This is a genomic window from Deltaproteobacteria bacterium (genome assembly GCA_016874735.1).
Lineage (GTDB): Bacteria > Bdellovibrionota_B > Oligoflexia > Oligoflexales > CAIYRB01 > CAIYRB01.
In genome coordinates this window covers 12,554-36,122 of the sequence record VGTI01000004.1, presented here as the reverse complement: position 1 = coordinate 36,122, position 23,569 = coordinate 12,554, and the positions used below count along the sequence as shown (strand labels likewise).

The 23,569-nt window shown below is 52.6% G+C and carries 24 protein-coding genes; 11 read left to right on the top strand and 13 right to left on the bottom strand.

What is annotated here, in order from left to right; translation table 11 throughout:
• Positions 1-74: 74 nt before the first annotated feature.
• From FJ146_03990 to FJ146_03980, 3 genes are all read left to right on the top strand, one after another.
• The gene (locus tag FJ146_03990) at positions 75-1,460 is read left to right on the top strand and encodes a hypothetical protein (protein ID MBM4251107.1); all 1,386 of its coding nucleotides are present in this window, start codon (positions 75-77) and stop codon (positions 1,458-1,460) included.
• Positions 1,417-2,613, top strand: a complete 1,197-nt coding sequence (gene moeB / locus FJ146_03985; GenBank protein ID MBM4251106.1) for a molybdopterin-synthase adenylyltransferase MoeB — start codon at positions 1,417-1,419, stop codon at positions 2,611-2,613. Before FJ146_03990 ends, moeB begins: the two co-directional genes overlap by 44 nt.
• A 66-nt stretch (positions 2,614-2,679) precedes the next feature.
• Positions 2,680-3,300 carry a hypothetical protein gene (locus tag FJ146_03980; protein ID MBM4251105.1) on the top strand — a complete coding sequence of 207 codons (621 nt, stop codon included), beginning with the start codon at positions 2,680-2,682 and terminating at the stop codon, positions 3,298-3,300.
• Here FJ146_03980 and FJ146_03975 read toward each other — a convergent pair.
• The 4 genes from FJ146_03975 to FJ146_03960 form a co-directional block, all read right to left on the bottom strand.
• Positions 3,288-4,325, bottom strand: coding sequence for a CAP domain-containing protein (locus FJ146_03975; GenBank protein ID MBM4251104.1), 1,038 nt, complete (start codon positions 4,323-4,325; stop codon positions 3,288-3,290). The genes FJ146_03980 and FJ146_03975 overlap by 13 nt on opposite strands.
• A complete protein-coding gene (locus tag FJ146_03970) occupies positions 4,312-5,466 on the bottom strand; it encodes an acyl-CoA dehydrogenase (protein ID MBM4251103.1) in 1,155 nt (384 codons plus the stop codon). The genes FJ146_03975 and FJ146_03970 overlap by 14 nt, the downstream gene beginning before the upstream one ends.
• Before the next feature lie 80 nt (positions 5,467-5,546).
• Entirely contained in the window at positions 5,547-6,479 is a 933-nt protein-coding gene (locus FJ146_03965; GenBank protein ID MBM4251102.1) for a hypothetical protein, read from the bottom strand.
• Complete coding sequence (locus FJ146_03960; GenBank protein ID MBM4251101.1) at positions 6,476-7,390, bottom strand: hypothetical protein; 915 nt, start codon at positions 7,388-7,390, stop codon at positions 6,476-6,478. The genes FJ146_03965 and FJ146_03960 overlap by 4 nt, the downstream gene beginning before the upstream one ends.
• Before the next feature lie 112 nt (positions 7,391-7,502).
• Here FJ146_03960 and hemE point away from each other — a divergent pair, with 112 nt between their 5' ends.
• Entirely contained in the window at positions 7,503-8,552 is a 1,050-nt protein-coding gene (gene hemE, locus FJ146_03955) for a uroporphyrinogen decarboxylase (GenBank protein ID MBM4251100.1), read from the top strand.
• 18 nt (positions 8,553-8,570) lie between these two features.
• Here hemE and FJ146_03950 read toward each other — a convergent pair whose 3' ends face one another.
• Positions 8,571-9,485, bottom strand: a complete 915-nt coding sequence (locus FJ146_03950; GenBank protein MBM4251099.1) for a hypothetical protein — start codon at positions 9,483-9,485, stop codon at positions 8,571-8,573.
• A gap of 103 nt (positions 9,486-9,588) precedes the next feature.
• Between FJ146_03950 and FJ146_03945 the strand changes: the two genes are divergently transcribed.
• Positions 9,589-11,229, top strand: a complete 1,641-nt coding sequence (locus tag FJ146_03945) for a 2,3-bisphosphoglycerate-independent phosphoglycerate mutase (protein MBM4251098.1) — start codon at positions 9,589-9,591, stop codon at positions 11,227-11,229.
• Positions 11,226-12,095, top strand: a complete 870-nt coding sequence (gene mazG, locus FJ146_03940; GenBank protein MBM4251097.1) for a nucleoside triphosphate pyrophosphohydrolase — start codon at positions 11,226-11,228, stop codon at positions 12,093-12,095. Before FJ146_03945 ends, mazG begins: the two co-directional genes overlap by 4 nt.
• An 89-nt stretch (positions 12,096-12,184) precedes the next feature.
• On the opposite strand, the gene rpsT is transcribed toward mazG, so the two are convergent.
• Positions 12,185-12,625 (bottom strand): 30S ribosomal protein S20, encoded by a 441-nt coding sequence (gene rpsT, locus FJ146_03935; protein ID MBM4251096.1) that lies wholly within the window; start codon positions 12,623-12,625, stop codon positions 12,185-12,187.
• A gap of 120 nt (positions 12,626-12,745) precedes the next feature.
• Positions 12,746-13,372 (bottom strand): hypothetical protein, encoded by a 627-nt coding sequence (locus FJ146_03930; GenBank protein MBM4251095.1) that lies wholly within the window; start codon positions 13,370-13,372, stop codon positions 12,746-12,748.
• Between the two features lie 153 nt (positions 13,373-13,525).
• Here FJ146_03930 and FJ146_03925 point away from each other — a divergent pair, with 153 nt between their 5' ends.
• Positions 13,526-13,999: a hypothetical protein gene (locus FJ146_03925; protein MBM4251094.1), complete on the top strand. Its 474-nt coding sequence runs from the start codon at positions 13,526-13,528 to the stop codon at positions 13,997-13,999.
• A 227-nt stretch (positions 14,000-14,226) separates the two neighbouring features.
• Here the strand turns inward: FJ146_03925 and rpmB are convergent, their stop codons facing one another.
• The gene (rpmB, locus tag FJ146_03920; protein ID MBM4251093.1) at positions 14,227-14,457 is read right to left on the bottom strand and encodes a 50S ribosomal protein L28; all 231 of its coding nucleotides are present in this window, start codon (positions 14,455-14,457) and stop codon (positions 14,227-14,229) included.
• Between the two features lie 3 nt (positions 14,458-14,460).
• Complete coding sequence (rpsR, locus tag FJ146_03915; protein ID MBM4251092.1) at positions 14,461-14,871, bottom strand: 30S ribosomal protein S18; 411 nt, start codon at positions 14,869-14,871, stop codon at positions 14,461-14,463.
• 278 nt (positions 14,872-15,149) lie between these two features.
• Between rpsR and priA the strand changes: the two genes are divergently transcribed.
• From priA to FJ146_03895, 4 genes are all read left to right on the top strand, one after another.
• Positions 15,150-17,486 (top strand): primosomal protein N', encoded by a 2,337-nt coding sequence (gene priA / locus FJ146_03910; protein ID MBM4251091.1) that lies wholly within the window; start codon positions 15,150-15,152, stop codon positions 17,484-17,486.
• Between the two features lie 62 nt (positions 17,487-17,548).
• Positions 17,549-18,238 carry an ATP-dependent Clp protease proteolytic subunit gene (locus tag FJ146_03905; GenBank protein ID MBM4251090.1) on the top strand — a complete coding sequence of 230 codons (690 nt, stop codon included), beginning with the start codon at positions 17,549-17,551 and terminating at the stop codon, positions 18,236-18,238.
• A gap of 248 nt (positions 18,239-18,486) precedes the next feature.
• Positions 18,487-19,917, top strand: a complete 1,431-nt coding sequence (locus FJ146_03900; protein ID MBM4251089.1) for a DUF1254 domain-containing protein — start codon at positions 18,487-18,489, stop codon at positions 19,915-19,917.
• 118 nt (positions 19,918-20,035) lie between these two features.
• A complete protein-coding gene (locus FJ146_03895) occupies positions 20,036-20,869 on the top strand; it encodes a BtpA/SgcQ family protein (protein MBM4251088.1) in 834 nt (277 codons plus the stop codon).
• Between the two features lie 5 nt (positions 20,870-20,874).
• Here FJ146_03895 and FJ146_03890 read toward each other — a convergent pair whose 3' ends face one another.
• From FJ146_03890 to obgE, 4 genes are read right to left on the bottom strand one after another with little or no spacing between them, the layout of a single operon-like run.
• On the bottom strand, positions 20,875-21,321 hold the full coding sequence (locus FJ146_03890) for a 23S rRNA (pseudouridine(1915)-N(3))-methyltransferase RlmH (GenBank protein ID MBM4251087.1): 447 nt from the start codon (positions 21,319-21,321) through the stop codon (positions 20,875-20,877).
• Entirely contained in the window at positions 21,318-21,731 is a 414-nt protein-coding gene (gene rsfS / locus FJ146_03885; GenBank protein MBM4251086.1) for a ribosome silencing factor, read from the bottom strand. The genes FJ146_03890 and rsfS overlap by 4 nt, the downstream gene beginning before the upstream one ends.
• Positions 21,728-22,456 carry a nicotinate (nicotinamide) nucleotide adenylyltransferase gene (nadD, locus tag FJ146_03880; protein ID MBM4251085.1) on the bottom strand — a complete coding sequence of 243 codons (729 nt, stop codon included), beginning with the start codon at positions 22,454-22,456 and terminating at the stop codon, positions 21,728-21,730. Before nadD ends, rsfS begins: the two co-directional genes overlap by 4 nt.
• Positions 22,431-23,501: a GTPase ObgE gene (gene obgE, locus FJ146_03875; GenBank protein ID MBM4251084.1), complete on the bottom strand. Its 1,071-nt coding sequence runs from the start codon at positions 23,499-23,501 to the stop codon at positions 22,431-22,433. Before obgE ends, nadD begins: the two co-directional genes overlap by 26 nt.
• Positions 23,502-23,569: the final 68 nt, after the last annotated feature.

The window sequence follows — 23,569 nt, the reverse complement described above, 5'->3', positions numbered from 1 at the left end:
CAGCCTGATAGGGCTAGAATAGACACACGATCAACTGCCCTATCCTCGCATGCCCCGATCTTGCGTGGCTCACGATGGAGTTTAATGTGATGGGAAATAGTTTTGCCATGCACGCCGCTTTGGCTGCAGTATCTGTGCTCTTTGCGTGCAAGACGAGTTCGTCAAGTCGCGTGCGCACTGACCAAACCCAAGCACTTGCCAACCCTGATCCACGCCAAGAATTTGTCCGTGTCGAGGCGACCAACTTTATCTTGGCGGGCAAACCATTTGTCTTTCAGGGTACCAACTTCTACCGGGTTGGACTCCGTGATAATCTGTACACGGACCAGGAAGTCACCGATATTATGTCAAAAATACATGGCTCAGGCATGAGGGTGTTGCGCCTCTGGGGGTTCGCTTGTGGTACCACCAATGGCATGCTGGAAGCCGGGTTACCTGACTCAGGTAACGCCACGCCGCCCATTCTTAACCGCCAAGGTGAATATGAGGAGCAGGCTCTCGTCTACCTAGATCGAGTGATTGCTGCAGCCGGCAACGCCGGCCTCAAAGTGATTTTGCCGTTCGTCAACTTCGAGCCCGCCTACTGCGGTATGGAGTGGTGGACGCATGCCTACGGGGTTAAATCTGAGTCTAAACAAAGCTTTTACTGCAATGCCGATGTCATTAAGGCTTACAAAGCCTATGTGGCCACGATGTTAAATAGGGTGAACACTGTGAGTGGCATTGCCTACAAGAATGATCCTGGCATCATGGCGATTGAAGTTGCCAATGAGCCCCACACTGAGGATGGTTACGAGACATCTGGTCATTTGGACCCAAGCTGTAAGTCATTTGCCAATGGGAAGCCTGGAGAAATTGTTAACCACTGGCTGTCTGAGATAACGAGCTACGTGCGCAGCATCGACAGTAACCATCTCATCTCCACGGGTGAAGAGGGTTACCGAATCAAGGGTGATCAGAGCAAACATGCTTGGGTTCACAACGGGCTGAAAGGCGTTGATTTCGACCGTAATATTAGCCTTCCGAACGTCTCCTTTGCGACCGTGCACCTTTATCCCGACAACTGGAATTTACCACAGGAGGAATTTGACTCCTGGTACGTACCTCAGGTCATCAAGAATCGTGCTGAAATAGCTCATGCGGCCGGCAAGCCCATCGTTATGGAGGAGACTGGCTTCAGTATTTACGTGCCCTCAGATACCAGCAAATTTATGGAAAAAGTCAAAGCACATGGCTATTACAAAGATCGCGCTAAGTGGATCGGTGCTATGTACAAGGCCGCCAACGATGCTGGTTACAGTGGAACCATGATTTGGCAGGCGGTGCCACTTAGACCAGATGGCACGCCATATGACGTGGATTACTTCACTTTTGGGTTTAACGACCCGGCCATGGCGGCCATAACCAATCAGGTCGATGCCATCAAGAAGAGGTACGGATTTGTTCCGGGTAGCCGCTGAAATTGCTCAAAGAGCTGAGAGCGTAACTCTAAACTCAACGGAATTGGCGCGCTATAGCCGTCATGTGCTTTTGCCAGAGCTAGGTTTGGTGGGCCAAAGCCGATTGAAGGCAAGCCGTATCTTAATTGTCGGCGTTGGTGGATTAGGTTCACCGGCCGCGATGTATCTGGCGGCTGCCGGTATAGGTACCTTGGGACTTTGCGATGGCGATCATGTTGACTTGTCAAATCTGCAGCGCCAGTTGCTTTACAGCAGCGCTGAGGTCGGTCAAAAAAAGGTCGAAGTCGCTGCAAGGCGGCTCGAGACCATCAATCCCGATATACAGATCGAGACCCATCCAGAGATGCTGACGGTCGAAAATGCCGTAGATTTGGTCCGGGATTATGACCTTGTCATTGACGGCAGCGACAACTTTGCGACGCGCTACCTAGTGACCGACGCTTGTGTCCTCACTGCCAGGCCCTACGTCTATGGCTCAATCATGCGGTTTGCAGGTCAGGCGTCCCTATTTTATCCCCCATACGGCCCCTGCTATCGCTGCTTATTTCCCCGCCCACCGGCGGCTGGAGTGGTGCCAAATTGTGCTGAGGGCGGCGTTCTAGGGGTATTGCCAGGAGTGATCGGATCCGTGCAAGCGACCGAGGCCATCAAACTCGTGACGGGCATCGGTGAGTCGCTTGTCGGGCGGATTCTGACCTACGATGCCCTCAGTATGCGCTGGTCCGAGCTCAGTCTAGCGCGTGACCATGGATGCCCCCTCTGCGGTGACTGTCCTAGCATCGCGGCCGTAAATACATGTGAAGTTGCCTGTGCCCCAAGCAGCGGGCCTGGAGATCAGATGGAAATCACAGTGCAAGATCTCCATGCCATGAAACTAGCGGCGGTACCATTTGAGCTAATTGATGTACGCACTGAAGCTGAAGTCGCCATTTGCAAGTTGGAGGGTAGTAAACACATCCCTCTTGGTGAACTAGCGCGGCGGCTTGAATATTTGGCTGTTGACCGGCCACTTGTCGTCCATTGCAAAGGAGGCGCTCGCAGTGCTCAGGCCGTCGCCCAACTGCGCGATCATGGCTACGATCAAGCTGTCAGTCTCCGTGGTGGTATATTGGCATGGATCGACACATTTGACCCAAGTATGGCGCGATATTAGGATTAGGGGCATAATTGAAGGACAAATTGCCTCAAGTCTCTAATGATTGTCCTGCAGGAGATTTTCATGTGGCGTCTAGGATCTCTCAGCCTTTGCCTTGCCAGCATTATTCTGAGTTGTACGCACCCTAAGTCAGACGACAGTGGGAAAATAGCCTCAGCCTCCGAACTCGGTGTCGTTGATCCGGATCCAAGTCGCTACAGTGGTCCAGAGTTTTGCAATCCGACAGGACGACAGGGCAACGACCTTAAGCGCTGCCTAGACCAAAATGAGGGCCTATACAAGGAGTTCGCCGAGGAGGCTAAACGACGTGAGCCTTGGTTCAATTTTGCGGGAGAGGGCTGGGTTGAAAGTCAGGAACTCGATGATAAATATGTGATTGCGGTTCAGGACCCGGCAGTAGCTGTGAAAAAACTGGAGCAGTCCTCGGTGGTCGAACTGACCGTGCCTGAGGTTAATCAAATCACTGGAAGGTCGACGGATTTTGCCGGACGTAAACCATATCTTGTACGTGCTCTGATGTACCACAAAGACAGTGGACGCTTTGCGGTCTTTGAAAAAGGTCAGGATATCTTTGTCAGGCATGACTCAACAGGACCAGCAAGCCAGAAGGAGCACAGAACCGCCGTCGTACTCTTTCTACCATTTAAGCCGGTTAATATATTTATCGACTGTCAGGTGCTTTGATTCATCTGATTACCTAGCAAGAGGATGCCTAAGCTTTGGCCTTGATCCGTACTGATATCGATACCAATGAAGGTGGCATCTGGTCGCAGGAGCGAGGCGCGATGGCGAGGCGAAAACCAAAGAAGCCAGGTCATCGTTGCTAAATTCTCAGCCCGAACGCGATCTTCGGCCAAAAGCTTAACCCCTTGTTTCGCAAGTAGATTTGAGCTCCCACTCAGGGCGGTGCGGTTGTGGTCTACCGACCGATCGACGGCGAGCCGGTAAGCAGCCTCGTTAAGGGCTGCATGGATTTGGAGCTGACTCAAATTTTGATTCTGCCGCACCTTGTTTATCCAAGCGAGCAGGAGCTTCGAAGCTGAGACGTCAGTCTTAGGTCCCGTCGAAAACGTATCAGAAAATGGCGCCTGAGAATCCTCCGGTAGAGAGGCCGGAACTAGGTACCAAAGGACCGGGCCGCGCCATTTGGGAGTCTTGGTTTGACAGCTAATACTTATGACGCCCCGACCAAGATCTGTCATGTTGAGTTTAGTAACGCCAGAGGCAATGGATCGCACGTGGGCGTCGTCAGCGCTGGCAAAATCAATCTGATAGCCGCTACATTCGTTATTCAGGAGCGACTCCGGAAGCTGCAGCCACGGCCCTTTGGGCCCAATATTTACCGGTGCTGGAGCGCGGAGACTAGCAATCCAGCCGCGGGTACCGTCGGTACATAGCCCGTAGGAATAGCCGCCCGCATGACGCAGCGTAGCCATACTGCGCGCTCGTTTTGCTAAAAGCGCCCTAGGGGAGACTGACGCATTTTTGACCGCTAACAGCTGGCTATCAATCTGGGAGTCGAATACTCCACGCTTCCAAAGCCTTGAGGGCTTAGCCTCATGTTCACCTTCACAGATGATAGGGCCCAGAGAATCAATTAAATCTGCTCTTAACCGTGGATCATGAGCCTGTGCTGGTAAGGCCTGGCCCACCAGCACAGCGGTAATAAGGCACGTGGACCAAATCCCAGTTCGTTTACTTGCTGGCATCGATAAGCTTGAAGATGGTGGTGAGTTGCATGTTTGAAGTGCCCTCGTAAAGTTTGCCGATCTTCACGTCACGGTAAAACTTCTCTGCAGGGAATTCTTTAATGAAGCCGTAGCCGCCGTAAACCTCAAGAGCGCGCGACGCGACCTCTTCAGCAATTTCCGAGACCAGGTATTTGGCCATGGCGGCTTCTTTGATAAACGGCTTTTTGGCATCTTTCAGTCTTGCCGCATTGTAGACCATCAGCTTGGCGGCTTCGACTTTGGTGGCGAGTTCGGCGAGTTGCATCTGGATGCCTTGAAACTCCTTGATTTTCTTGCCAAATTGCTCTCTTTGGTTGGCGTAGGTGAGAGCCCCCGCCAAAGCGCCTTCGGCCAACCCAAGCATCTGGGCTGCAATACCGATCCGCCCTTCGTTGAGCGTTTCGATAGCGATTTTGTAGCCGACCCCAACTTCACCCAAGATGTGACTTTTGGGCACTTTTACGTCGTTGAGCAATACCTCGCAGGTACTCGAGGCGCGGATGCCGAGTTTAACTTCCTTCTTGCCCAGGGCAAATCCCGGCATATCTTTTTCGACGATGAAACCAGTAATGCCTTTGTAACCAAGCTCCGGTTTGGCGTTGGCAAATACCACGAAAATGTTGGCCTCTTTGGCATTGGTGATAAACACCTTCTTGCCGGTTAGGCGGAAGTGGTCGCCTTGGTCGACGGCACGCGCCTGCATGGCGAATGCATCCGAGCCACTGTTTGCCTCCGTGAGACAGTAGGAACCAATATCGCGACTGGTTAGTCTTGGTAAATATTTCTGTTTTTGCTCCTGATTACCCCAGCGCAGAAAGATATTATTGACCAAGGTGTTCTGTACGTCACACACCACAGAAATTGACGGGTCTACCTTTGCGAGCGCTTCAACGGCAAGGATTGCCATCATGAAGGTGCCGCCAGCACCACCATATTCGGTAGGGACCTCGATGCCCATGAGCCCCATTTCAAATAGCTGTCCTAGCAATTTTTTATCAGCCGTCTCGGTCTCGTCCATGCTGTGAACCAGAGGTTTAATTTGCGTGTGAGCAAATTTGTCGACCTCGTTGACAAATAGTTCTTCATCACTGGTCAATGTGGTTAGTGGCGCTATGCTCATGGAATCGATTCTCCGTAAAGTGTAATAGGCGCAGTATCACGACGATTCTGCGTCAGTCGGGTTTTAAGGGACTGACTTGTCTATTTCTTCTTTTTATTCGTTTTCAGAGTTTTTTGCACGCGGATTGGCGTCTTGGCTGTGTCCACCGGTAGGGTCAAGGCGGCCGCAAGTTCTTCTGCAGTTCGTGTGGCAAGGCGATCTATACGACCAAGCCGACGGCCTATACTCAGGATTTCCTGGTCTAGGGGCCGGTCTTTGGGAGCTGGAGAGGCTAACTTTAGACATCTGAAGATGAAAGAACGGCAAAGCGCCAAAATGCCAGAGGTGCGCTCTTCAAGGCGCTCCTTTTGCTGTAATAGGCGCTGATGAATGCCAGGCCTAGCTACTGAATCAGCTTTGACCGCTGCCAGGAAAAACTTTAATTGAGTCATCAGGGGGCTCGAGGAGGCAGAGACTGGATCTGGGCCGAGGCGCGTAGCATAGGTGACAGAGGCACAACGATTTGCATCCTCGATATCAAGCTGTTGATAACTAATCATCAAATCACGCCGCCTTTGATCCAACTGTACGAGCCTCGCTTCGAGGTAGTTTTCTGTAGCGGTCAGGCTGCGCTGGCGAACGGAAAGAGCAACAATGTCAGCGCTGGCCAGGTTGTCAAAGTCTTGTGACCGGGTTACTGTTTTCCCGAGCAGCCGCGTTTTCAGCAGGTTAAACCAAAGCCCCTGAGCCAAGAGATCGGATCTGAGGCAGTCATATTCCGTGATGCGATCCACGAAGATCCGTGCCCCGTGCATGAGGGCTTTTTCGCGAGGGAGCAAAAAAGCATCGCGACCGGCCAACTGACGTAGGCGATCAATCTGCTCTTCAAGCAGATCTTGCTCTTGCATAATGCTTATTTTACGCAGCGTAAAAGCTCGATCATGACCGACGCGCGAGCGGCTTTGCTGATCGAGCAGCTGGTCACACTCGTCGGCGAGTTTGTCAAATTGTTGATCCCAGCTCGTGAGGTTCACTGCTGCACCTCCGCCAGGATGCGCGTGGCCATGGCAGCGGCTTCCTTTTGGGCTCCACCGCTCACTGGCATGACTTCTGTCGCGTGAAACTGTTCAACGACGGCAAGCTCTTTACGGCCTTTTACTCGCCAGCTTGCGGGGTCTATGCCGCAACCGGTTATGGACTGGGACATAGCAAGTGGTGTCGGAGGCTCCATCGCCGGCCATCGCTCCGCACGTTCGGATCTTTCCTTTTGAAGCCAGGCGCGCATCTCCTGGGTCTTGAGCTCCTCTCGCTTGATCGACGTCGTGAGCTTAGCCACCCTTTGCGTGGAGGTGTCGATGCGCCTGAATAGAGACTGAAGCGCCTTCAGCGTGGTCAGTCCGTGATCGCGTCCCCTGGGTGTCTGGTTGGCGAGTTCGGTCACTTGGCGCGCTAAGACGACACTGCGTTCACGCAGATCGGTCGTGTTTTGCTCAGTCTGTAGGGTCATTTGTCGTAATTTGCTCAAGCGTAGCGTTAGACGGACGGAGCCAACGTTCCCGCGCAGGGCATCCTCGAGCCACTTATGTACTCGCTCCACTTTGGTGCGGAGAGATTTCAACTGAGCGCCCTTTTCTTTGAGATAAACCGCGCAGACCCGGGCCTCAGCAGGCGTACACGAACCTATGATAGGCAAGCCGATATCACGATGCGTGACGTCGCTATCAACTGCTGAGCGCGCCCAACCCACTAGTTCTCGGAGGTCGGCATGAAGATCATGCACTGCTTTTAGGCGTCGCTTATAATCACCTTCGCTCAGTGCACCGCCTCGCGCATGCTCGTGTAGTTCAGCCTCGAGACTGAAGACACGATGTTGATATGCCTCGACCAGCTGAATCAACTGATCTTCCGGCACATCGGCAGCGATGGCTTGATGTTTTTGTGACATTTAGCGGGTGAATTCTTTAGGCAGTGCGCGGCTGCGCGGGGTGAGGACAGGGTATACTAGTATGATTTTCTCATGCTAGGATGCAGCTGTCTAACCTGCGGATGACTTGATTATGAGTAACTCAACTGTGAAGCCACTTGTTGCTGCCGCTCGAGGCCTGACTCCAACGCGCCAACCGATTTGGTTCATGCGCCAGGCTGGTCGCTACCTACCGGAATATAGGGAGGTTAGATCCAAGGTCGCTTTTGTCGATTTATGTCGTAGTCCGGAGTTGGCTGCTGAGGTGACGCTGCAGCCCTTGCGTCGTTATGATCTTGATGCGGCAATTATTTTTTCCGATATTTTGATTCCCTGCACTGCCATGGGTCAAACTTTGACCTTTGATAAGGGCGAGGGTCCGGTTTTATCGCAGCCGGTGAGATCGGCTACCGATTTAGGCCGCCTGAAGCGGGCTGACGCAGTGAGGGATTTAGGCTATGTCGGTGAAGCCATTGCAAAAACAAAAGCTGGTTTGCGTTCCGACCAGACCATGATTGGGTTTGCCGGGGCTCCATTTACAGTGGCTAGCTACATGATCGAGGGTGGGGGTAGTAAGACCTTCACAGAGGTGAAACGCCTACTTTTTAGAGAGCCGGCAGTTTTTGCCGGACTACTTGACCTTATCGCCGATGTTACCTGCGACTATTTGGCTATGCAGGTTAAGAGTGGTGCTGATGCACTGATGCTTTTTGATACATGGGCTGGCCAGTTGACCGGCTTTGACTACCGTAATCTTGTATTCCCCGTGACGAATAAGGTGACGGCTTACGCTCGCACTCTCGGTGTGCCGGTGACCTACTTCCCAGGGCAGGGTACGGACCGTATGTTTAATCTGGCCGGTCTCGACGTTGATGTGATCTCAGTGGATTGGCGGACCACGTTGACCGCGGCGAGTAAAACGCTGCGGGATGTAGGTCTAGACGTCGCAGTTCAAGGCAACTTAGATCCTCAGATTTTGATCGCGCCAGAATCCACCGTGCGAGAGCGTGTTCGCAGAATTCTGCAGGAAGCTCGCGAACTGAAACTGAAGGGCCATATTTTTAATGTTGGGCATGGACTACTGCCGCACACACCGCCCGAGTCGCTGACCTGGGTCATCGATGAGGTACGGGCCTTTCGTTAAATCAAGTGCGGCCACTCCTCAAATGCGGGCACGACATAGATAGGTACGCTCGCCATCTAGCTCAATACGCGTGTTGTCGACTACGCATACGAGAGAGCTCATTAACTCACGTGGCATAGCAGATTTGTCGTCAATTGACGGATCTTTAGCTACGACCACACTACCAATGTGGCTTTGATCTATCACGGCCTGACGCAGCCGGCGGGACGCGGTATACGATGCAGCTGCACTAAGCTCGACCACTGACTCCTGAAGCACCCCGTTGACGTTAGTTCTGGTGATGCAAACGCTACGCTTTGATACCGCCAGCCAGTGGCAGAAAAGGGCGCCGTTCAACTGAACTATGTTGGTGCCATAAACGGCGTCGCCGCGAATAGCTTCGCCCAACTCCTGGGCAATTTTCCCCTCAAATACGGCCTCGTTTGGCAGTCGGGGCTGATCGAAATAGCAGCGCACGTCCTCCAGTTGAAAGGGTGGGCTTTTCTTACCTATATAATCACAGATCAGGTCAGAAACGATGACGCCCTCGTCCTTGATGTCGGGGCGCCGTTCGAGAGCAAAATTCAGCGCTCGGGACGTCATCTTTGCGTCGAGTGGCTGTACCGGGGCAGACTCGTCGCCGGCTAGGGAGACTCTTAGTAGACAATTTTGTATGGTGCCCATTTGGCGACATTCAACAACTCCCCGCACGGAATGCTGCTTGGCGGCGGGTACTTCGGTACCGGCCTCCATTTCGATCTTGAGCATGGTGAGGTAGGTCGCTTGAGACTCATCTTTGTTGAGAGCATAAAATTTGGTCGGCTCGCTGTGAGCTAGCTCTAGGCTGCGCGGGCGCTCTGGAGCGCTAATGGGAGCTGGCGATTTTCTATCCGTGGTGCGACAAGCTGACAGCGTGACTACACTAAGGGCGATCAAGATTGGCTCTTTGAGCATGAGGACACCATCCTTATGTGGAGCAAGATTAGCTTGTTCGCTATTGTACGCGAGGGCGCAGACCTTGTGCCAAAAATAAAATGCTTACGAGAGGTAGTTAGCGATGGCGGCGGTCAAGCATCGTGTACTCTGTGTGGTCATGGACGGTATTGGACTTAGAAACAGTCAGTTCGGTAACGCCGTGGCCTTGGCGCAGACGCCTACTCTCAGGCGTCTGTTAGCGATGCCACTGAGCACCACACTCAAGGCCCATGGTACTGCTGTTGGTTTACCTTCAGAGGATGACATCGGGAACAGCGAGGTGGGTCACAACGCTCTAGGCGCAGGACGCATCTTTGCTCAGGGGGCCAAACTCGTAAATATGGCAATGGCCGACGGCACAGTTTTTCGCGGTGAGACTTGGCGCCAAGCAGTCGCACAGGTAACATCTGGTGACCATACGCTTCATTTTTTGGGACTGCTGTCGGACGGCAACGTTCACTCTCATGAGCGACACCTCTTTGCCATGTTGCGGCAGGCCAAAGCCGATGGCATCCGACGGGTGCGCATCCACTGCTTGCTCGATGGACGGGACGTTGGCGCCACCACTGCTGAGATCTATATCGAACGATTGCGGCAAGTTATGGATGAGTTGCGTGATAGTCTGTTCGATGTGCAGGTTGCCTCCGGAGGGGGGCGTATGACCATAACGATGGACCGCTACAACGCCGACTGGGATATGGTTCGGCGCGGGTGGGAGACCCACGTCCACGGTAAAGGTCCGACCTTTGAGTCGATTGAGGAGGCCATCGCCACATTTAGGCTGGACTCAAAGCTAACAGATCAAAATCTGCCGGCATTCGTCGTTGCGAAAGATCAGCAACCTGTGGGCGTAATCAAGGATGGGGATGCTGTCATCTTTTTTAACTTCCGTGGTGATCGAGCTATTGAGATATCTCGGGCTTTCACAGAGTCGGATTTCCACTATTTTGATCGTGGACGGGTCCCCAAAGTTTTCTATGCAGGGATGATGGAGTACGATGGTGATCTGCATATACCTGAGCATTTTCTTGTTGCTCCGCCCGCTATTGACCACCCCTTGACCGAGTATCTACTGAAGTTTGGGGTGCGCCAGTTCGCATGCAGCGAGACGCAAAAATTTGGGCATGTCACGTATTTCTGGAATGGCAATCGCAGTGGACTATTTGACCCTTCACGAGAAGATTATGTTGAAATACCTTCGGATCCGGCAAGTGAGTTCGCTGCTAAGCCCGAGATGAAGGCGGTCGCCATTGCCGACGTTACTATCGCCAAGATGGCTGCTGGTAGCTTTGACTTCGGTCGCATCAACTTTGCCAATGGGGATATGGTTGGACATACGGGTGATCTTGCGGCAGCCATCAGCGCGGTGGAAACAGTGGATACCCAGCTCGCCCGTTTGATGGCAGCAGCCGACGCATCTGGCACTATCCTGGTTATCACCGCTGATCATGGCAATGCTGACGAGATGTTTGATGGTAAAGAGGCGGATTATCCCCAGTGGCAAGAGCCAGGTTGCAAGCGTCCAAAAGCTAAGACCTCTCACACCCTAGCTCCAGTGCCGTTGGTAATATATGGTCATGGCACGGACGCATGGCAATTGACTGAGTCTAGTCAGCGTACGTTGGCTAATGTGGCAAATACGGTGATAACTCTGTTGGGCCTACCAACTAATCCGGAATACTTACCAAGCCTCATAACCAAACGCGAGGTAGGCCATCAATGACCGAGGACATACAGCTTTCTGTCAAGGCTCAAGCACCTGATCTAGTGGCCGTGCAGCAAGCGATCAGTCAGTTTTGCCTCACAATTGCCAAACTTCGGGATCCCGAAGGTGGATGTCCCTGGGATTTACAGCAAAATCACGAGAGTTTACGACGCTACATGATTGAGGAGGCCTACGAGGCTGCTCAGGCCATGGGCGATGGCCAGAGCCCTGCACTTTGTGATGAGCTTGGCGATGTCTTACTTCAGGTGGTGTTGAACGCTCAGGTTGCTTTGGATTCTGGCAAATTTTCCTTAGTAGAAGTCATCCAGGCGATCGATGCCAAGATGCGTCGACGTCACCCCCATGTATTTGCACGTAAATCCTCGCATGAGGGCATGACAGCAAGCGGGGTCCGTCAAGCCTGGGAAGAGATCAAGCGAGACGAAAATAAGTTGATCGACAAGGGTGAGAGTCGTGGACTTTTCGCCGAGGCCTGGACGCATCAACCCGCTCTCTCTCAAGCCACTAAAATAGGGAAGCTCGCTGGCAAAATCAATTTTGACTGGGACTCACCGCGAGAGGTGCTGGGCCAAGTCCGTGCCGAGCTCGATGAGCTACAACAAGAGTTGCTGCAAGCAAAAGTTGATCGAGATAAGGTGGCCGAGGAGCTAGGCGATGTTTACTTTTCAATGGTGCAACTAGCGCGTCATCTTGATTTAGACCCCGAAGTCGTGACGCTTGATGCCAATCGCAAGTTTCTTCGGAGATTTGCCGTTTTGGAGGCGGAAGCGTCAAGGCAGGGGGTCGATGTTCGCCACGCCACACGCAACGAGCTTGAAGCCCTTTGGGTGGCTGCAAAAGCAACGGAAAAAGCCAAGCCTTGACTTGTTGCCCGGCTTGGCTACTCGCTTTGACTCAGGGCCAATCCGAAACCAAAGGGTGATCACGGGTAGGGCCCTGAGAGGACTATGGATTACTTTTTAGTTTTAGCTGCCGGTTTTTTTGCGGCAGTTGAGCTTGCTTTGGTCTTAGCCTTAGCAGCTGGAGCCTTTGCAGGTGCATCAGAGGATGCCTCTGCACGTCGTGCAGCCGCAGATTTCTTAGTCGCCTTGACGTTAGCTTGAGCCACTTGGCCTGCTTCAGCACTACGGAGCATTGCAGCTAAACGGCCGATTCTACGCGATGCGTTGTTGCCGTGTAGTACACCTTTGGTTGCGGCTTTGCTCAGAGCTGATTGTGCTTTAACAAAGAGCGGCCTTACTTCAGTCTTGTCGAAAGTACCCTGACCCGCACCAAGTACTGCCTGGCGGAACTTTTTGACGGCAGTTTTAACTGCGGAAAGATACTGGCTGTTGCGGACTTTTGCCCGGCCGTTGCGACGGATACGCTTAATAGCTGACTTATGATGTGCCACAGATTCCCTCTCGGCTACGCTAAGATAACTGCTCCAAAGGCCGGCTAATTCATCATGCCGGTCCCCATTTGCGAAGTGTCTGCTTCTAGCAAGACGCCCCCGCACTGTCAAGAGCAGTCCTCACATACTGAGGCGGATAGCAATTTCAGCGCCGTGCGCGATACCAAAGTTCTTCGTGGGTAGTGGCCCGAAGGTCGCCCGATCGGATTTGAGAGCCGAGATAGACGCTGTCTCCGAGACAGTTCCGGTGTGGTAGCTTATAAAGTTTCCTGCCACCAGTTCGACGCGTTTTTCCAGCTGCCAAATTCTCTCCCAGCCCAGCAAGCATTGTAAGCCACTTGAGCGATAACTCAGATCTGCCCCAGGTCTTAGGCCCGTCTCATTAAAGTTGGTAATGGCACCATGCACACTCCAATTGTTGTGCACGCGCCAAGCAGCCATCGGTCCAGCTCCAAGCCTATAGAATTCTTGATTTTTCGCTTTAGCCCCGCTGGCTATTGTACGGATTCCTAAGTCCATACGGCGGCCTATAGGGCGCGACAGATCCAGCATGACCATGGTACCGCCAGTCAGTTTAAAGCCAGTGGATGACTGATCGTTCACCGAAAATCCGAGGTGAGTCGCCGTCACCCATGGCTCTGACTTGGAGGTCATACCAAGTGAGTCTGCTAAGGTTGGGGTGGCCGCTAGTGACATCCAGATCGCGAGTAGTAGGGTAAAACGGGGAAGCGCAGTAAAGTTATGCATCCTGAGACCTCCTTGTCGTACAGGCACGCTTAAACACTCATCGGCTCCTCGGCTCCGGACTTAACACTGCAAAACCTGCCTGTCTAAGTCGGTACAATTTGCTAGGCTGTGAACAGCGGTGTGGACTGAATCGGATGATGAGGAACCTTCCCTATGACTCCCTGGGAAAACGACCCAGCATTTGCTCAAGTCGAAGAGCTAGCGCGAAAAATTGAGAAGGCCGTAGCGGCAACTAACGAAGCCTTGATGAAGTTGGCTAAGATTGAGCCCCAAAGGGTCGTAGAGACTTACGCTCAAGTTCAGGCGCAGATGCTCGGCTTCGACAGCCATGCAACTAAAAATTTTCTCCAAGCTCTCGAGGACAAAAGAGTGAACACTCATGCCATGGGGAATATGTTTGTGGCATGCGTCATGACCGCAGCTGTAGCCCTAAGTGAGTTTAAAAATCAGCCACTTGCCGCCAATGCTGGGTATCTGAGGCGGCGCATGGAACGGCTGCGCCATTTGAGTACAAATGGGGTGACCCTAGCTGCCTTCTCTTGGGCAAGTTTTCACGCCGTGCTAGGTCAGGGAGCAGCGCATCAGATCAAATCGTGGCGTCAGCACAGGTCTTTTAAGACGGGCTAGCAATCGATTGTCGTCGATTTGTCGTAAAAAAAGACACCTGCCATCGGCAGGTGTCTAATAAGATTAGAATCGAATGATTACTTTTTCTTCGCTTTAGCGGCTGGGCTGCTTGCCTTGCTAGCAGCTTCGAGCTTTGCGCGAAGGCGCAGTTTCTTGCGGCGCCAAGCCTTACGGCGACGTGCTAGTGGACTGCGGCGACTGTCTCCACGACCCATGACTATCCCTCCTTAACCAGCAACTGCTGGAGTAACGCGGCGCAGAAATGCGTCTAGGCCGATCTTGTCAATCGTCCGAATCGCAGCTGTACTGACGCGCAGCGTCACAAACTTCTTTTGCTCGTCCGACCAGAAGCGCTTTTTTTGCAGGTTAGGCAAAAAGCGGTGGTTGGTCTTGCGATTGGAGTGGGACACCCTGTGACCCACTTGAATTCCTTTGCCACTCAGGCACTTCCTCGACATGGCTCAGTCCTCCCGGCCGCCAAAATCATCATCATCTTTGCCGTCCCGGCCTTCTAGACCTTCGCCGTCAAAGTCGCGTCCACCACGATCAAAGTCGCGTCCACCACGATCACCGAAACGACCTCCTGGGCCACCTGGGCCACGGCCGCCATCGCGGAATCCGCCACCCGCATTAGCGGCAGCCATCTCACCAGAGAAGCCGCGCTCAGGACGGTGTGAGACCGAGCTTGGTAGCAGCGCCAAGTAGCGTGCCCGCTTGATAGCGGTCGTAATAGCGCGCTGTTGGCTTGCGGTCGCACCAGAGATGCGACGTGGGATGATCTTGCCGCGATCTGTTATGAAGCGCTTGAGCGTATCAGGCTTCTTGAAATCGATCGGAGTAGTCGGATCGAGTGTGCGCTTTCTACGCAACATAAAGCGGCGACGTTTTTTCTTACCTGTCTTCGGAGCCATGCAGCCTCCAGCAACTAATGGAACTCTGTTTGTTAGGGTTTCTGGGCCGTCCGAATAAAGGTCTGCACCACACGCTGATAAACCCTGCGAGAGTCGGGAAACCTACAACAGAAGTGACAAAGGAGCAAGAGCGAATGTCCCTAGCTTTATAAACTTAGGCGAGTAAACTGCTTGAGGCCGACTGATGGCACACACCTGAACCGCTAAGATTCTCGATTAATCAAGGATTGCGGGCAATTATGTTTCAGATAGAGGTGGCGGTCCCAAGCCCCCTGGCACAAACGTTTACCTATAAAGCACCGATACACGTTGTTGCTGGTTGCCGTGTCTTAGTCCCATTCGGGGTTCGGAAGGTCGTAGGGGTAGTCTTATCATCATGTCCTTATGAAGCCGATCAATCTCGTGACTTTGCTCTCAAGGAAGTGGCTGAAATTGTTGACTCTGAGCCAGTCTACAGCGAGATCGTGATCGATATCGCCAAATGGATGTCGCAGTACTACATGCATCCAATTGGTGAGGTTTTGCGCGGCATGCTGCCCGCAGCAAATAAAAAGACCAAGCGTGAAAGATTGCGACTCACTGATCTCGGTGTTCAAGAGCGAGCAGACCTAACGTCTCAGTCAGGTCAAATTTTGCTGAGCTTATTTGGCGCAAAAAAATCAGAGGTGGCCGCGATCACTGCCAAGTCGCGCCTTAAAAGGCTGCTTACCGAGCCCCACATCGATACTAAGATGGCAAAAATCTCGGTTTTGAAACGTCGTGGTTTGATAACGCTCGACACCGGCACGTCGATATCCGCACGTAAAACAGACACTGTCCACCAGGACAACGAACCCACAGATGCGAATTGCGAGCAAGCAATCATCCCAGAGTTGACGCCTTTGCAGCAAAAAGCTGTCGCGACAATGAGGGATGCGTTACACGAGCCTAGCAAGGCTCAGCCGTTTTTGCTGCACGGTATCACCGGCGCAGGTAAGACCGAAGTTTATTTACATCTGATTCATGAAATCCTCAGCGATACTTCAGTCCCGCGCCAGGTTCTTGTGCTTGTACCTGAAATTTCATTGACTCCCCAGATGACTCGTATTTTTACGAGGCGTTTTCCGGGGCGCGTTGCCGTCGTGCACTCAGCCATGGCTGACGGAGAGCGTTGGGCTCAGCTAAATCGCGTGAGAAATGGTACCGCAAGCATTCTTATTGGGCCAAGATCTGCCGTATTTGGTCCCTTCAAAAATCTTGATCTCATTATCGTCGATGAAGAGCACGATGCCAGCTACAAGCAGAGTAGCGGACTTGCATACAATGGACGTGATGTTGCTGTGCTCCGTGCTCGTATGGAAAAGGCGGTTGTTGTGTTGGGTAGCGCGACACCTTCGCTTGAGAGCTATCAAAATGCATTGAGTGGGCGGTACACCTTAATCGAGATGCTAGAGCGTGCAACTGGTCGACCTTTACCCACAGTTAGTGTGGTCATCCCCGAGCAGACGGGCCAACGCCGAGGTGGCATATTGGTCAGTAGTGGTGACAGTCGCCAGTCCACGTCGCCCATAACCGCCCATGATGCTGAAATTCCGATGCATCCTGCAGTGGTAAAAGCCTTGCAGGAGAATTTAGCGGCGGGTCGGCAAGCTATCGTCCTGGTCAATCGCCGCGGGTACGCCTACTACCTGTACTCAGTTTACGAGAAAAAGCCCGTAGTTTGTCCCCACTGTAGCATCAGCATGACGCTGCATGCCCGAAGCACTGTGCTTCGCTGTCACTACTGTGATTCCAGCCAGGCGGTTGCTGCTCTGATGGCAGAGCATCCTGAGCAAAAATACGTCGCTATAGGATACGGTAGCCAAAAGGCGGAGGACGCCTTGAAAAAGTACGTGCCCGAAGCGCGCGTAGTTCGCCTGGATTCAGATGCAGTAGTGGATCGAGATTTGCTACCCCAGACACTGGAAAGATTCCGTGCAGGCGAGATCGATATTCTAGTCGGCACGCAAATTTTAGCCAAAGGCCACGATTTTCCAAATGTAACGCTGATCGTGGTGCTCGAAGTTGATCAACTACTTGGTCTTCCGGATTTTCGAGCGGGTGAACGTGCGTTTCAGTTATTAGTGCAGAGCGCAGGGAGAGCTGGCCGTGCCGCACTCTCTGGGCATGTCATCATGCAGACGATGCGTCCTAGCCACGCAGTTCTCGCTGCAGCAATCAACCAGGACTATGCGGCCTTTGTTAAACATGAGTTGGATTTTCGTAAAAACCACGCGTACCCACCCTTTGTGCGGATGATTGCGGTAGAGGTGAATTCAGCTAATCTCCTTCGTCTTAACAAGCTGGCCTTTGAGATAGAATCCTGGTTGGAGCAAGGCGCTGCTCGGAGGCCAGAGCTATTCGCTCAGGTGCGGATGTTGGGCCCAGCTGTTCCCCCTATAGAGACGATTAGAGGCAGGCATCGACGGCAGTTGATCTTCAGCAGCCCCCAAGTGAGTCCACTGAGGACCATGGTGGGTTGGTTCCTCCGAGACTTCCAAAAATTAGGCGGGGATCTCAGGATGCGTATTGATGTTGACCCCCAAAGCCTGATTTGATGCCGCTTCCTCGTCAGGACTTTACCTTAATTTCCTTTTCGTTCTAAACTAGTTACCTATGCATGAGGGGGCGCTGCTCTGGCACCTCCGTGATCAACCATAGCCAACAAGAGGATTGCCGAATGTCCAACATAGTCACTTCAGGCGGTAGCTCCACGGATCCTAACTCTATGGCTGGGTTGCCAGATGCCATGGCCGATCAGTTCACTGAAGTTAAGTTGCTCGAGCGACGCTGCATCTTCATTTCCGAGGCCATTACGGCAAAGACTGCCAAACGCTATATTTCAGATTTTCTCGCATTAGAGCATGACAAGCCAGGAGAGCCCATCACTCTTTACCTAAACAGCCCTGGTGGCGAGGTAAATAGCGGATTCGCCATTTTTGATACCATTCGATTTATCAGCTCTCCCGTCACCATTATAAACACCGGACTCTGTGCAAGTATCGCCACTGTGATCAATGTTGCTGCCAAGAAAGAGCGACGTTTCTCAATGCCGAATGCCAAATTCCTGATTCACCAACCATTGATTCCCGGTCAGGTGTACGGTCAGGCATCAGATCTTGAAATCACTGCTCGTGAGATTCTGAAGACTCGCGAGAAGATCAACAAGCTCCTTTCTAAGGAGACCGGCACCTCGCTTGATAAAGTTGAGAAGGATACCATTCGCGATTACTGGATGAATGCTCAAGAGGCGGTAGAGTACGGGTTGGTCAGCAAGATTATCGAGACCACCAAGGATTTACCGCGTTAATTTGGGTTGTCGCGCAAGCAAAAAGGATGACATCAAGCGTAGCAGGTGCATGTCACTGGCTACGCTTGCGTCTTTTCGCTAAAAGTAAGTCGTCGACCGGGATTACCTCCAGTTTAACTTGGCTCTCGTTGTGCGGGCGGTGATTCCGGTCGATTGACACTCTCTATTGCCACCGAGCGAAAGTCGATGTACCGCTAGATATAAGAATCATTTAGCATGACTAAGGTCTGTGCTTGAAGGGTAGTCTCATGCGAGGTTGGTCCCTCGAACTAGGGAAGTACTGGCTGTTATCCATCTTGGCGGGCGCTCAATTACCAGCGTATGGCTCCACGACCAGCATCGCCACGCGCTCATTGGAGAACCAAGAAGCAGCTCGACTCATGGAAGATGCGGTCGTCTATGCCTATCCATTGGTCCTCATGGAGTTGACCAAGGAGCTGATGACTTCTGTGGCTCACCCAACAAAAGGACGAGCACCGATCAACGAGTTTGCCCATGTCCGCCAATTGCCCGACAACGCAATGAGCGATATCGTCAGCCCAAATGTGGACACCTTGTATTCATTGGCATGGCTGGATTTGCGCCAGGAACCCATCATCTTGAGCGTCCCTGACACCAATAATCGTTACTATCTGATGCCCATAATGGACGCTTGGACCAATGTTTTCGCCACTATTGGTAAACGCACGACAGGGACAAAGACAGGAGCGTACGCGATCGTGGGGCCCGGCTGGGCTGGAGATCTGCCTTTGGACACTGAGGCGATTCAGGCACCAACCAACACGGTCTGGATCGTTGGGCGGACCCAATGTGACGGCGCTGCTGACACACCTGCCGTAAATGAGATCCAAGATGGGTTTGGGCTAACCAAATTGAGCGCCTGGCTTGCTGGGGGTAGGCCGGGACGTGGCAATTGGCCATCATCCATGGTCTCTCTGCCTGATGTGCCACCTGTTGAGGCCTTGGCAAGGATGGATGCTCCCGCTTTTCTCGAGCGTTTAGCGAAAGCGATACGAGCCAATCCACCTGCAGCCTCGGACGCTACGATCGTGCGGCGACTTGAGCCTCTTGGAATCGTTGTGGGGCACGACTTTGATCCTACCGCCCTAGACGCGGACAAATGGGCAGCTATCGAAAAGGGGCGGCAGCAAGGTCTGGCATCCATTGACCGAGCTGCTCTGTCTGCCAGTGGTAGTGAAAACAACGGATGGGTAATTAGTTATCTTCTAGGTTCCTACGGTTCGCGCTATTTGGAGCGTGCCGTGGCGGCAAGAATGGGCCTGGGCGCCAGTGTTGCAGCTGATACGTTTTATCCATACACAGAGGTGGATAGTCATGGGGTTCCTCTGACCGGGGAGCGGGCCTATGTCATTCATTTTACGCCTGGCCAAACTCCGCCAGTTTATGCTTTTTGGTCTTTAACTCTCTATGACAGCTCCCATTTCTTCGCTCCCAATCGACTGTCAAGGTATGCCCTGGGCGGGCGGGACGCTCTGGCCTACAATGCGGATGGTTCCCTCGATATCTATATCGCGAGCGAGGTGCCTCCAGGGACGCCTGAGTCCAACTGGTTGCCGGCACCAAAAGCGAATTTCAATCTAATTTTGAGAGCTTATTGGCCATCCGAGGCAATACTTGAAGGGCGATGGTTGCCACCGGTAGTACGCCCTTTGCTTTAGCAGCCGTTGCTTCATCAAGAAATTTAGCCTATAGCATCCGACCGCGACTGTGACTCTGGCGGTGACTTTTGGTTAGCGATCTGAAGGTCTAAATTAGTTCTTTAATGCGGTGCATGACATGAGCTCAAAACTAAAGTCGTTTGATGATCTCCTAAGATTAAAACCGATCGTCGGCATGATTCACCTTGGTGCTTTACCGGGTTCTCCGCGGGCTCATTCAGTATTTGATCAGATAGTTGGGCGTGCGATCGAGGATGCTGAAACCTTGGCTACTGGCGGATGTCATGCACTTATGATGGAGAATTTTGGGGATGTCCCCTTTCTCCCCGGACGAGTGTCAGCTACTGTCGTGGCGGCGATGACCAAAGTTGCCGTCGAGGTTAAAAGAAAAGTTGCCCTGCCACTCGGTATCAATGTCCTGCGCAATGATGGATTGAGTGCCCTAGGGATAGCTTTAGCAACCGGTTCCGACTTTATCCGTGTGAACGTGCTCACGGGTGCTAGAGTCACTGATCAAGGAGTCATCGGGGGTATAGCAGACGTACTCCTTCGCGAGCAGGCAGCCACGGGCGCACAACGAATTAAAATTCTAGCAGATGTCGATGTGAAGCACTCGGCTCCGCTTGCAGAGAGATCACTCACAGACGAAGTGAAGGATACGCTACTGCGAGGCCTTGCTGACGCCGTTATCGTTTCCGGGAGTGGAACTGGTGCGGCGGTAGACGTCAATAAACTCAAATTGGTCCGTCAAGCGGCCCAAAAAGCGCCGGTGCTGATTGGGAGCGGAGTCTCGGTCGATACCATTGAGGGCTTAATGCCTTATGCTTCCGGGTTCATTGTCGGTACCTCTTTGAAGCACGACGGGCGCCCGGAGAACAAGGTTGAACTCAAGCGTGTTCAAGACCTGATCGCCAAGCATAAGTCACTGCTGGAAAGGTTTCCGTCCATTTAACGAAGTCAAACGTGGTGGTAGCCCGTACCCTTTTGAATATTTAGAGCGCGGTAAATTTGCTCCCACAGGAGTAACCAAGCCATGTCGCTGGTCATCGTCACCTGAGATAAACTCCATGTGAATTTAGCGAGCCGTCGCTGTTCTGGCGTGAGTCCATGGGGCGCACCGATTAGAAACGTGACGGACTTAATCGCAGGATCATCGAAAAGCTGTTGCAGGCGATTAGAGAGCCCCTGCGATGTCCACTGCTGGCCACCTTCGTCCAAAGCAATCACAGGATGACAGGTAGCCGGTTTTTCTAGCGCTGCCTCAACCTGAGCGTCATCTTTCAGCTCAACGTTTTCGATGTGTATAGGTCTTGCAAGTGGGCCCGAACGCTTAATGAACATGTCACCAAGCTGCTTGATCTCCGGATAGGCGATACGTCCGAGTTTAATGACTCGAACCTTCAAACTAAGTCCTCGCGGTCATCACCTGAAGGTTCATCCATTGGGGTTTTGGGCAAAGCTGGCACAACCATACTGGGTAGTTGGACAAATTTGGCCTTCGGGAACAGGCTCTCCAGCGCGTAAAAATCCCTGAGGCCTTCAAGAAATACGTGGATCAGTACCGAACCAAAATCGATTAAAATCCAGTTGCCTGTTTGTTTACCTTCCACTGCTACAGGACGAATACCAAGTTTTTTGCAACGCTCTTCGATGCCGTCGGCGATAGCACGCGTCTGGCGATCGTTGTCACCTGAGCATACGAGCTGGTATTCACACAGATCCGATAAACCCTTCAAGTCTTGGAGCACTAAGCGCTGAGCTTTTTTGTCTAATGCGGCATCTGCGGCTTGCCGTGCAATTTCAAGAGAGTTCATTTGTTAACCTCGGTAAGGCGATAGAGTTGATTTTTTTCAATATAAGTTTGTACTGCGTCGGGGAGCCAGTGCGCTGTGACCTGCTCACTAGCCTGCAGTTGCTGACGAATAACGGAGCTGGTTGCCGCGCAAACAGGATGGGGCAAAAGGTAAATGTGGGTGCCGTCTGCGGTCGTAGCTAAGTCGCGGCTACTATTCCATATTAATCCTAAGTTCAAGGACGCGCCGACCGTAGCCGCAACGTCGGCCAAGGGTTGTTGATGGTCGGAGCTTTGATGCTCTCGTGGAATCACGATAACATCAGCCATACTGACTATAGATTGAGGCTCATGCCAACGTGGCAGCGCTTCGAATTGATCCTGACCTATTAACAGTGCTAGTCGCTTGTCGTCGTTATTTGTCGCCAATAACCGGATTGTATGGATCGTATAGCTTGGCGTAGGTAATTCCTCCTCAATGGAGGAGACTTTGACTCTCCGCGGAGCGATCATTGCAAAAGCGAGTTTTGCCATCGCGACCCTAGTGGCAAATGGAGCTATGACTGTCTTGGATCCCTGACCTGCGATCGCCGGTGCATAGGCTGGCACGACGACTATTTGAGCCTCGGGAAATCGTCCCAGGGCAACCTCAATCATCTGCACATGCCCATTGTGCGGCGGGTCGAACGATCCACCGTACACAATCAGTTCTGGCGATTTGTTAGTGCAAGTTGCTTGGGGACACATAGGATTCTGCCGGTTCCGCAGTTAGGGCGCGTTGCAACTTGATCTCGCTCACTAACCGATAAAGGCGATCTTTAAGTTCGGTTAGTCCTTGTCCAGTGACGGCTGAAATGGCCAGAGCCTCGTGTCCCAGAGCCACTATCTCGTCTCGCGCCCGCCGCAAAGCTTCCGCATCAATTAGTTCACATTTAGTAAGAATAACTAAGCTGTGTTTAGTGGCCAAATCCGGTCCGAAGTTACTCAATTCATCTTGGAGAATCGCTAGCGCTTCAGCTGGCAATCTTGCTTCATCAGAGACGTCAATCATGTAGGCGATGACGCTGGTGCGCTCCAGGTGTTTTAGAAACTGAAGGCCGAGTCCACGACCCTCACTCGCACCCTCGATGAGTCCCGGTACGTCAGCCATAACAAAGGCGCGCTGCTGATAGTCGTCACTCGTGAGTTCTACAACACCAAGATTCGGAACCAGGGTGGTAAATGGATAATCAGCAATCTTAGGGCGCGCAGCACTTACGCGACTGAGTAGGGTTGATTTGCCAGCATTTGGGAATCCAGCCAAACCCACATCAGCTAAGAGTTTGAGTTCAAGTTTCAGGTCGCGTTCTTCACCGGGTCCACCTGGACGGAACTCCTCAGGGGCTTGGTGGGTTGACTTCACCCAATGTACGTTACCGAGTCCGTGACGGCCACCGTTAGCCACGCGAAGCTCCTCGCCTTCATCGAGAAGCTCACCAATTTTTTCACCAGTAGCATCATCAAAAACCACAGTTCCCACTGGAACTGGAATCACAAGGTCCTCGCCGCATTTACCGCGACAGCGATTACTACCACCCTTACCACCGTCCTGCGCGCTGTAAATGGCCCTGAAGCGCAGTGAGCTCAGCGTGTTGAGGCGTCTTGTGCCCACCATAACAACATCACCGCCGGTGCCACCGTCACCACCATCAGGGCCCAGCTTGGGTTTTCCTTTGGAGCGCAGAAAGCTCACGATACCATCACCGCCGCGGCCGGCTTTTACCCGAATTTCAATGCTATCGATAAACTTCATAATGTTTGTCGCTTGCGGGATTACTAGGTTAAGGGTCTGGCCAGTGGGAAGTCAGCGGTAAAAACGGC

Coding starts and splice junctions, on each gene's coding strand:
- FJ146_03975 (MBM4251104.1), bottom strand. CDS start 4,325: ATGCCAGCAAGTAAACGAACTGGGATTTGGTCCACGTGCCTTATTACC.
- FJ146_03905 (MBM4251090.1), top strand. CDS start 17,549: ATGAGGGGGCGCTGCTCTGGCACCTCCGTGATCAACCATAGCCAACAA.
- obgE (MBM4251084.1), bottom strand. CDS start 23,501: ATGAAGTTTATCGATAGCATTGAAATTCGGGTAAAAGCCGGCCGCGGC.
- FJ146_03930 (MBM4251095.1), bottom strand. CDS start 13,372: ATGCATAACTTTACTGCGCTTCCCCGTTTTACCCTACTACTCGCGATC.
- FJ146_03895 (MBM4251088.1), top strand. CDS start 20,036: ATGAGCTCAAAACTAAAGTCGTTTGATGATCTCCTAAGATTAAAACCG.
- rsfS (MBM4251086.1), bottom strand. CDS start 21,731: ATGAACTCTCTTGAAATTGCACGGCAAGCCGCAGATGCCGCATTAGAC.
- hemE (MBM4251100.1), top strand. CDS start 7,503: ATGAGTAACTCAACTGTGAAGCCACTTGTTGCTGCCGCTCGAGGCCTG.
- rpsR (MBM4251092.1), bottom strand. CDS start 14,871: ATGTTGCGTAGAAAGCGCACACTCGATCCGACTACTCCGATCGATTTC.
- priA (MBM4251091.1), top strand. CDS start 15,150: ATGTTTCAGATAGAGGTGGCGGTCCCAAGCCCCCTGGCACAAACGTTT.
- FJ146_03980 (MBM4251105.1), top strand. CDS start 2,680: ATGTGGCGTCTAGGATCTCTCAGCCTTTGCCTTGCCAGCATTATTCTG.
- moeB (MBM4251106.1), top strand. CDS start 1,417: ATGCCATCAAGAAGAGGTACGGATTTGTTCCGGGTAGCCGCTGAAATT.
- FJ146_03925 (MBM4251094.1), top strand. CDS start 13,526: ATGACTCCCTGGGAAAACGACCCAGCATTTGCTCAAGTCGAAGAGCTA.
- FJ146_03970 (MBM4251103.1), bottom strand. CDS start 5,466: ATGAGCATAGCGCCACTAACCACATTGACCAGTGATGAAGAACTATTT.
- FJ146_03960 (MBM4251101.1), bottom strand. CDS start 7,390: ATGTCACAAAAACATCAAGCCATCGCTGCCGATGTGCCGGAAGATCAG.
- nadD (MBM4251085.1), bottom strand. CDS start 22,456: ATGTGTCCCCAAGCAACTTGCACTAACAAATCGCCAGAACTGATTGTG.
- FJ146_03900 (MBM4251089.1), top strand. CDS start 18,487: ATGCGAGGTTGGTCCCTCGAACTAGGGAAGTACTGGCTGTTATCCATC.
- FJ146_03990 (MBM4251107.1), top strand. CDS start 75: ATGGAGTTTAATGTGATGGGAAATAGTTTTGCCATGCACGCCGCTTTG.
- FJ146_03950 (MBM4251099.1), bottom strand. CDS start 9,485: ATGCTCAAAGAGCCAATCTTGATCGCCCTTAGTGTAGTCACGCTGTCA.
- FJ146_03945 (MBM4251098.1), top strand. CDS start 9,589: ATGGCGGCGGTCAAGCATCGTGTACTCTGTGTGGTCATGGACGGTATT.
- rpmB (MBM4251093.1), bottom strand. CDS start 14,457: ATGTCGAGGAAGTGCCTGAGTGGCAAAGGAATTCAAGTGGGTCACAGG.
- mazG (MBM4251097.1), top strand. CDS start 11,226: ATGACCGAGGACATACAGCTTTCTGTCAAGGCTCAAGCACCTGATCTA.